The following is an 8,261-nucleotide window of genomic DNA, read 5'->3' on the forward strand; positions in this document are numbered from 1 at the left end:
GTCATGGAATGAGTGAAGTCTTTGTAACTGGAGCCTCCATTCTGAAAGTGGATAGGTATTACGAGAATAACATTATCGACTTGGCCATTGGCGCAATCTCCGGCCTTGCAGAAGAAATATCTATTGTTCATCCTGATATTCTCATATTGGCTAACGCGTACAGCGAGAGCACTACTGAGCAGGTCTTACTCAGCGAAAAAATAGCCAGTAGCTTAGGCCTCAGGGTTCCTGCAATTAGGACAGAACAAGGAGACGCTAGCGGAGGATCTGCGATATTTACTGCATATTCGTTCCTGAAATCTGGAATAGCGAAAAGCGTGTTAATTGTAGGTGCAGAGAAGCTATCAGACTTTCCGACGAACCATCTCAACGACATTTTAGCGGAGAACTTGGACGAGGAGTACTCCTATAGAATAGGGATGACACAGTCCAGCTATGCTGCACTTCAGATGAAACTCTACATGAAGACCTATGGTGTTGGATACGACTATTTCGCGGAGTGGCCCTACCAAATGCATAAGAATGCCTCAGAGAATCACTACGCGTATTTGAAGTTTCAAGTCGATAAGGATACAATAATGAAATCTCAAATAATATCTGATCCAATTAGATTATTCGATACAGCGGCAAGGGCTGATGGAGCAGCTGCGATCCTTCTTACCAACGGTGAACTAGCCAGGAAATTTTCCGAATCAAAAGTGAAGGTGGAGAACGTGTACGGTTCTTCCTTTGGATATAGCATGAGAGAACTTGTTGCAGTAAGAGAAGCGTGGCTCCCCTGGAGGGACTTTAAGCCAAACTTCATTGAAATACACGACTCTTACAGTGTCATTGCTGCCATGATTCTTGACGAGATAGGCTTCGAGAGAGGGAAATCTCTATATAACATAGCGGACTCTCAAGTTAATCTCTCAGGAGGACTTAAGGCGCGTGGCTATCCAGGAGGGGCAACAGGGGTATATCAGTTAGCTGAAGCCTACATGCAACTGACTGGAACCTTCAAGGGGAAGAGGGCTAAGAACGCGGAGAGGGGAGCTGTAGTGTCCACAGACGACCTAGGAAAAGTGGCTTACACTATAGGCCTTTCGAGGTGATATAAGTGAAGATCCTTCCACCCAAAATATGGAGGAATAAGGAAACCCAGTATTCTCTCACTGCAACCCAGTGCCAGAGCTGCGGAGCGTACACGTTTCCCCCTAGACATGTATGTAATAAGTGTGGCTCCTTCAAAGTCACAAAAAAGAAGCTAAGTGGAAAGGGAACGTTAATAACATTCACGTATACCCACCAGGTCAGGACTGGATTCGAAAGAGACGCTCCCATATACTTCGGTCTCATACGGCTTGATGAGGGAATAGAGATAGTAGCCCCACTAGTAGATGTGGACGAAGAACCTAAGGAGGGAGCTAGAGTCGAAGCTGTATTTAGAAAGCTAAGGGTAGACTCTCATAACGGTCTCATAGAGTACGGAACGAAATTTAGGCTGATAGACAATGAACAACGAAATTGAGGAAGTAGCGGAAAAGGTGGCAAGAGGTGAACTAGAGCTTCATAAGATCGACGAGATTTTGGAAGCTAATGCGGCCATGGTGGCCAGGAGGCTAGCCATCGAAAAGATAACTGGTAAAGGACTTCCCTCTATAGGCTCCACGATAATAGATTACGAGGAGATAAAGAACAGAAACGCTGAGAACGTTATAGGCGCTGTCCAAATACCGCTGGGGGTAGCAGGACCGCTCAGAATTGAGGGTGAGTACGCTAAGGGCATGTTTTATGTTCCCTTGGCCACAACTGAAGGCGCGTTGATAGCTAGTGTGAACAGGGGTATGAAGATACTAAGGGAGTCCGGTCCTATAATAAGTAGAGTTTTGAGAGACGGAATGACTAGAGCCCCTGTCTTTAAGTTCCAGTCAATTAAGTCTGCTATGGAGTTCTTAAATTGGGCCACTAAGAACTTTGAGGAAATAAAGAGGGTAGCAGAGTCCACGTCGTCTCACGCAAGATTGAAGCAAATAGTCCCGTTTATCCTGGGTAACAACGTATGGCTCAGGTTCGAATTCGAAACTGGAGATGCGATGGGGATGAATATGGTAACCATAGCCACTGAAGCTGCGTGTGAGCTTATCGAGAGCCAGTTTCCCGAAGCCAGACTCGTTGCTGTAAGCGGAAACGTATGTAGCGATAAGAAGCAATCTATGGTCAACGAGCTCATGGGGAGAGGAAAGACCGTTATAGCTGAAGCTGTAATCCCTAGAGATGTGATCAGAAAATACCTGAAGACCGACTCCGAGTCAATTCATGAGGTTAACCTGAGGAAGAACTGGTTGGGAGGGGCTAGAGCAGGGACGCATTTTCAATTCAATGCACACTTCGCTAATGTGATAGCCGCTATTTTCATTGCCACCGGCCAGGACGTAGCGCAGGTGGTGGAGAGCAGCACAGGGTATACTTGGACGGAGAACCGGAATGGAGATTTGTACATCTCTGTCACTCTCCCGTCATTAGAGATAGGTACAGTGGGTGGAGGGACAAGGCTTCCCACACAAAGAGAAGCGTTAAGTATAATGGGCCTGGATGGGAACTCCGATAAACCAGGAGCTAACTCTAAAAAGTTCGCAGAAATAATAGCCGCAGCCGTGCTTGCAGGAGAATTGAACCTTCTCGCGGCTCTGGCGTCTAGAGAACTAGGAAAGGCTCATAAAAAGTTGGGTCGTGGCATAAAGACTTAATTCTTACCAGAGACGTTAGTAGAGCATGGATGTGCAAAAGGATCTAGAAAAGATAATCGAGATAACTAAAACCCAGAACAAGTGGAGAAGGACTGAAACGATAAACCTGATAGCCTCGGAAAACGTGATGAGTCCCCTCGCTGAGGCCTTATACATGAGCGATTTCATGTCCAGGTATGCTGAGGGGAAGCCTTACAAGAGATTCTACCAGGGGACGAAATATGTGGACGAAATTGAAACATTGGCCATGGAGCTCATGAACGAGATAACCCAAAGCAAATTCTGTGACCTAAGGCCCACCAGTGGCACAATAGCTAACGCTGCAGTTTTCAGGGTCCTTGCAAATCCAGGAGATAAGGCTCTCATTGCACCGGTTCAGGCTGGTGCCCACGTCAGTCACACTAAGTTTGGGACTTTAGGTGCTCTAGGTATAGAACACATAGAGATGCCTTACGACAAGGAGAACATGAATGTAGACATTGATAAAGCGTCCAAGATGATGGAGACTATTAGGCCCAAGTTCGTGGTACTTGGAGGAAGTCTTTACTTGTTTCCTCATCCTACTAAAGAAATAGCTGAATTGGCCCACTCCGTTGGCGCCAAGCTCGTTTACGACGCGGCTCACGTCTATGGTCTGATAGTTGGAAAAGCCTGGAGTAATCCGCTTGCTGAAGGAGCTGATTTTCTAAACGTATCAACCCATAAGACGTTCCCCGGACCTCAAGGTGGAGCCGTTTTCTCAAACCAGGAGGCCGAATTTAAGATGGTATCTAGGACTATATTTCCCTGGTTCGTGAGTAATCATCACCTCCATAGGCTTCCATCCACCGCTTTAACTGCACTGGAGATGAAAGTTTACGGGGAGGAATATGCCTCACAGATCGTTAAGAACGCGAAGGCTCTCGCTAACAGTTTGGCTTCTTATGGATTCAATGTGGTTGGAGAACACCTAGGATACACTAAGAGTCACCAAGTGGCAGTCAACGTGAGGAACTTAGGTGGAGGTACACTTGTAGCTAAGACCCTTGAGGAAGCTAACATAATAGTGAACAAGAACCTTTTACCCGATGATCCGCCAGAGGCTGTTGGAGATCCAAGCGGTATCAGAATAGGAGTTCAAGAGATGACCAGATATGGAATGAAGGAGGGGGAAATGCAGGAAATAGCCCTCTTAATGAAGGAACTTTTAGTCGATAAGAAGGATATAAAGGAAGTGAAGAAAAAAGTTATTGAGATTAGGTCCGAATTCCTCGAGATAAAATATGCCCTAGACTACGACCTCTCCGCGATCTCGTCAAAGAGAATTCCAATGCTCATCTAACCACAATGACTGTAATTGGAGCGTTGACTACAATCGAAAGCGCATTGGAACCGGTGTTTATGTCGCTGTTAGTTGTGTTTCCTCTAGCTCCCATTATTACTGCGTCGAACACTCCCTCCGAAAGTGTTCTCAATATCTCGTTGGAAATGCTACTGTCCTGAGGAACGTCTACGGTCCTGTACTCATACTCTATCTTTTCGTTAAGTTTTTCCTTAACCCTCGCCTTAACTTCTTCTGCATCACTACATCTGTTACACGCGTAGATCACTGTCACTTTGGAACCATACCTCATGCTGAAGTCCAGAGCCAACTCCAACGCCCTCATGCTATTCTCAGATCCGTCAACGGGGACCAATATTCTCCTAAACCACATGCTCACTGTATAGGTTGGAGAGCCCAAATCCATCTCACCTCGGGTTTACACCAGATAGCCAGGCCTTATCCCTAAGGAAGCATTTGTCATTTCTGTGGATTTTGTCTTGTCTGAAAACCCTGATACAGCTCGTATAGCATCTATGTTCTCTGGAACCACCACCGCCTCTTGATGAACTGCGTACATAATGAATATCTCGTTTCCCCTAGTAGATACTGAATCTTCGAATATGACTACCTCATAGATATCGTTCCTATATCTTCCCATATCCCTTGATAGTTCAATGATCTCTGCGGTAGACGTTACCTTAGATTTACCGCTAACCAGAGATAACCTAGGTGTGTTCCTGAGGACTTCAAGAACCTGTTCTTTCGACACTGGATCAGAGACAGTCACATCTAATAGATGAACGTGCATAAGAGTTGTAGGAGCGATGACAGCCATGGTCACTATATCTAAGTCCTTCAGCACCGTATTGACGTCTTTAGCGTGGTGGCTCGGGACGCTTGGTGGATCGGGTACTATGGCGTTTATTGGACCTCTCTTAACTTCCTTGGGATCTGCAGCCCTCCTAACTATAGTTCCCCTGACCTTCTGTATTTTACTTACCTTGTTTAGTGTGCAGAGCGTCCTCAACATGGATGTAGTGTTGCAGGATACTACCCTAACGTAATTCTTTCCCACAGCCTCATCGTAATTACAGAGAGCGGAAAAGGAGACGTCAGCGACGTTGGGTTTCTCCCCACCCTGAAAGATCGCCTTCTTCCTCATGGAAGTGTAGAGCTGCTTGTATTGAGCTCCAACTCCGTTTGGAGTCGCGTCGACAACCACATCAGACTCCTTTATCATGTCCTCAATGAAGCCCGAAGGGGTTATTCCTGCCTCCTCAAACTCTTTCTGAGACTCCTTGGGGACATATATCCTTATCCCCTTTTTATAAGCCTGGAAGGCCTCGAAGTTGGGAGTAGTTTTAGAGACTCCTACTAGAGCCATATCGGCTTGATTGAGTACGGCATCGGTTACTCTCTTACCTATCGTACCATAGCCGTTAATAGAAACTTTTATCAAGCCTTCATCGCCTCCTTTGCGGACATGTCCAGTGCTTCAAGTGCGGGTAACTTCTCTCCTGCCAAAAATAGCAGAAGTGCACCTCCCCCAGTAGAAACGTGAACCTTGGATTTATCTATCTGCCCCTCTCCTCCAAGTAGGCTTATCATATGACCTCCACCTATTATCACGTACCCTTGATTCTCAAGGGCGTTCTTTAGTAGTGCTCTGCTGGACTCCCTGAACCTCTCGTCCTCTATTACACCCATAGGCCCACGCATCACTATAACCTTAGCGTCTCTAACGAATGACGAGTAAATGTTCACTGTTGTGGAGCCTACATCCTTTATAATCCCCGTTACTTTATTTGCTGGTTCCTCATGGACCTGGCCCCCTTTCTCCACCTTGAAGTCTACAGGTATCTCCACCGGTGCACCTGAAAGAAGTAGCTTCCTTGCTCTACTTATTAGACCCAAAACTCCTGCCTTCTCTAACACCTGCAGGTTCTCCTTACCCAGATCAAGACCTTTGGCAACTGCAAAGAGTTCAGCGATAAGACCGCCAGTGAGGATTCTGTCGGCTAGCCTCCTTTTCACTAGATTCTCTATTATCCTCAGGCTATCCAGAACCTTTCCACCTCCCATTATGAATATCTTAGGTGAGTCTTCAGGATTGAAGACCTTAGCTAACGCTGATACCTCCCTTTCCATCACTCTTCCCGCACTGGACTTAAGAACCAGAGGAAACCCAACGAGGCTAGCTTGACTCCTGTGAGATGCTGCAAAGGCATCGTTCACATAGCCTTGAAACAAGGGTGAAAGTCGTCTGACTAGGTAACTTTTAGCGTGTTGTAATGGTGAAGCTTCGATCAATTCCTCAGAGACGAACCTTACGTTATCTAGAAGTATAACGGACCCCAACTTCATGTTCTTTATCTTCTCCCTGGCGTAAGGCCCCATCACGTCCCCCACGAACTCCACCTCCATGTCCAAGTGTTTTTGAAGTAGCCTAGAGTGCTCCTCCAAGTCGATGAAGTCACTGTCTCCAGGTCTTCCCTGATGCGAAACTAGGACAACTCCGTTTCCCTTCTCCACCAATTCCTTTACGGTCTCCACATGGGCCCTTATTCTAGAGTCGTCCAAAAGTTTGCCAGATTTCGAATCCACAGGAGAGTTGATGTCTATTCTAACGAGAACTTTACTGTTGGTGAAATTTACGTCATCCAGTGTGGGAATAACCATCTCATTTACCTTAATCAGTCTGACTCCCCGTGTGACTTTCTAACTCTCACAAATTAAACTTTAGCAGGACGAGTAGGTACTCAAGTAGTTGTCCCAAAGGAGTGGTATCATCATATCTCTTTTGAAGTTGAGTAGTGTTATTTCTAACTCAGTTGTTCCTCCATCTCCTGTCCTCCTACTGAGCCGTAAATCGTCGTCTCCCTCCAGGAAGTAAAGCAGAGCTTCCTTAAGCCTGAAACTGTCTACGCTGAACTTTCTGCACGCCAGGAGAACTTTCACTAGTCTGGAATCAGATAAGTCGGCCTCGACGATGCAGGGCTCCCTTCCCTCAGATCCCGCCATGGCGTTAAACAATCCCCCTAACGTGTAAGGTATCCCTGAAACTGATACTCCTAGGGGGGGAAGGAGAAGCTTCACCCCTGCTCTAGCTTTCTTAGTCCTCTTTAAAACCAGGTTAAAATAGAAGAACATAACCAATTCGTTACAGAGCCTGAGTCTTACCGTCTTTATCTCACCTAAGTGTCCGACATCGTCAAACACCTTCTTTAGGGCCTCTTGGAAGTTAGCTTCAATCACGTTCTCTCGGAACTGCACCATTCCTTTTATTGAAAACAAATTCGGAACTAGCTCGTCCTTAGTGAACTGGAGTACGTAAACCTCGCCCCTTTTAGCCTTCACTTTGGATAAGGACTTGTCTAGGAGATCTGCTACAAAGGATAGCTCCTTATTACCCTTGACGAGCATCCACTCCCCATATCTGTCCCTAATGACGCTAGGACCGTCACTAGAATCTCTGAAGAAACGCCAGAACATCTAATTGGTATAAGCGTTCGGCACAATAAAAACTTTAAAATGACGTCTGATGAAACAATTATCAGCCGGGTAGTCTAGCGGCCAAGGATCCAGGGCTTTGGCCCCTGGGACCTGGGTTCGAATCCCAGCCCGGCTACCTCTTATGGTCCCGTTCTCTAAATATCGAACAGAATTATTACAAAGGAGTCTGAAGACGTAGATGACAAACACACATTAGTATTTATATTAAAAATTTAATCTAAAAGGGTTTTATAGCGATACATAAGGAAACTCTCTGGGGGAAACTTTGAGACTGTAGGCGAGTTATCTGAGAAAACCCTTTTGTTTTACATCGGACTACAATAGAGGAGTTGTAACATATTACTTTCGTTTACCCCTCTCTCTACGGAGTTGCGGAAGTATCTTAACATATATATTCTGTTAAAAAGGTAATACCGAGATCATGAGGGTAATAACATTCAAGGCAGAAGAGGATTTGCTCTTTAGGCTTGACCTCTATGCTGCCAATAAGAAGGTCTCCAGAAGCGAGATCATCAGGGATGCCCTTAAGAAATATTTAGAAGCCGCTGGCGGGATTTGAACCCGCGACCGCCGGCTCTCCAGGAGATCCTTACAAGGCCGGCGCTCTGGCCAGGCTGAGCTACAGCGGCGTTATAATCATCGAAAATATGCCATTAAAGTCTTTCCCAGAAGATTCACATAGATGTGCCCAAACTTCCTGATGATGTTATCCTAGG

9 protein-coding genes and 2 tRNA genes are annotated in these 8,261 nt (G+C 46.0%); 6 read left to right on the forward strand and 5 right to left on the reverse strand.

Annotation, left to right across the window (positions count from 1 at the left end):
* Positions 1 to 8 precede the first annotated feature (8 nt).
* Genes METMK1DRAFT_RS12275 through glyA form a run of 4 tightly spaced genes read left to right on the forward strand, consistent with a single transcriptional unit; the run spans position 9 to position 4,050 of the window.
* Positions 9 to 1,094 carry a thiolase family protein gene (locus METMK1DRAFT_RS12275; protein ID WP_009074628.1) on the forward strand — a complete coding sequence of 362 codons (1,086 nt, stop codon included), beginning with the start codon at positions 9 to 11 and terminating at the stop codon, positions 1,092 to 1,094.
* Between the two features lie 5 nt (positions 1,095 to 1,099).
* The gene (locus METMK1DRAFT_RS12280; protein ID WP_009074630.1) at positions 1,100 to 1,510 is read left to right on the forward strand and encodes a Zn-ribbon domain-containing OB-fold protein; all 411 of its coding nucleotides are present in this window, start codon (positions 1,100 to 1,102) and stop codon (positions 1,508 to 1,510) included.
* On the forward strand, positions 1,494 to 2,729 hold the full coding sequence (gene hmgA / locus METMK1DRAFT_RS12285; RefSeq protein WP_009074632.1) for a hydroxymethylglutaryl-CoA reductase (NADPH): 1,236 nt from the start codon (positions 1,494 to 1,496) through the stop codon (positions 2,727 to 2,729). Before METMK1DRAFT_RS12280 ends, hmgA begins: the two co-directional genes overlap by 17 nt.
* Before the next feature lie 25 nt (positions 2,730 to 2,754).
* A complete protein-coding gene (gene glyA, locus METMK1DRAFT_RS12290; RefSeq protein ID WP_009074634.1) occupies positions 2,755 to 4,050 on the forward strand; it encodes a serine hydroxymethyltransferase in 1,296 nt (431 codons plus the stop codon).
* On the opposite strand, the gene METMK1DRAFT_RS12295 is transcribed toward glyA, so the two are convergent.
* The 4 genes from METMK1DRAFT_RS12295 to METMK1DRAFT_RS12310 are packed head-to-tail and all read right to left on the reverse strand — an operon-like array spanning position 4,043 to position 7,524.
* A complete protein-coding gene (locus METMK1DRAFT_RS12295) occupies positions 4,043 to 4,450 on the reverse strand; it encodes a universal stress protein (protein ID WP_082230067.1) in 408 nt (135 codons plus the stop codon). The two genes, glyA and METMK1DRAFT_RS12295, sit on opposite strands and share 8 nt — an antisense overlap.
* Before the next feature lie 18 nt (positions 4,451 to 4,468).
* Positions 4,469 to 5,491, reverse strand: coding sequence for a phosphorylating glyceraldehyde-3-phosphate dehydrogenase (locus METMK1DRAFT_RS12300; RefSeq protein WP_009074638.1), 1,023 nt, complete (start codon positions 5,489 to 5,491; stop codon positions 4,469 to 4,471).
* Entirely contained in the window at positions 5,488 to 6,729 is a 1,242-nt protein-coding gene (locus tag METMK1DRAFT_RS12305) for a phosphoglycerate kinase (RefSeq protein WP_172634159.1), read from the reverse strand. The genes METMK1DRAFT_RS12300 and METMK1DRAFT_RS12305 overlap by 4 nt, the downstream gene beginning before the upstream one ends.
* Before the next feature lie 42 nt (positions 6,730 to 6,771).
* Positions 6,772 to 7,524, reverse strand: a complete 753-nt coding sequence (locus METMK1DRAFT_RS12310; RefSeq protein WP_009074641.1) for a hypothetical protein — start codon at positions 7,522 to 7,524, stop codon at positions 6,772 to 6,774.
* 63 nt (positions 7,525 to 7,587) lie between these two features.
* On the opposite strand from METMK1DRAFT_RS12310, the gene METMK1DRAFT_RS12315 reads away from it, so the two are divergent.
* Positions 7,588 to 7,660: transfer RNA gene (locus METMK1DRAFT_RS12315), tRNA-Gln, on the forward strand.
* Positions 7,661 to 7,966: 306 nt separating this feature from the next.
* Positions 7,967 to 8,104 carry an aCcr1 family cell cycle regulator gene (ccr1, locus tag METMK1DRAFT_RS12320; protein ID WP_048088102.1) on the forward strand — a complete coding sequence of 46 codons (138 nt, stop codon included), beginning with the start codon at positions 7,967 to 7,969 and terminating at the stop codon, positions 8,102 to 8,104.
* Here the strand turns inward: ccr1 and METMK1DRAFT_RS12325 are convergent.
* Positions 8,086 to 8,174, reverse strand: a tRNA-Thr gene (locus METMK1DRAFT_RS12325). The genes ccr1 and METMK1DRAFT_RS12325 overlap by 19 nt on opposite strands.
* Positions 8,175 to 8,261: the final 87 nt, after the last annotated feature.

The sequence above is a fragment of the Metallosphaera yellowstonensis MK1 genome, from assembly GCF_000243315.1.
Taxonomy (GTDB): domain Archaea; phylum Thermoproteota; class Thermoprotei_A; order Sulfolobales; family Sulfolobaceae; genus Metallosphaera; species Metallosphaera yellowstonensis.

Bases quoted from the DNA above. Each gene is read 5' to 3' on its own strand.
- METMK1DRAFT_RS12275 (WP_009074628.1), top strand. From the start codon at position 9: ATGAGTGAAGTCTTTGTAACTGGAGCCTCCATTCTGAAAGTGGATAGG.
- hmgA (WP_009074632.1), top strand. From the start codon at position 1,494: ATGAACAACGAAATTGAGGAAGTAGCGGAAAAGGTGGCAAGAGGTGAA.
- glyA (WP_009074634.1), top strand. From the start codon at position 2,755: ATGGATGTGCAAAAGGATCTAGAAAAGATAATCGAGATAACTAAAACC.
- METMK1DRAFT_RS12310 (WP_009074641.1), bottom strand. From the start codon at position 7,524: ATGTTCTGGCGTTTCTTCAGAGATTCTAGTGACGGTCCTAGCGTCATT.
- ccr1 (WP_048088102.1), top strand. From the start codon at position 7,967: ATGAGGGTAATAACATTCAAGGCAGAAGAGGATTTGCTCTTTAGGCTT.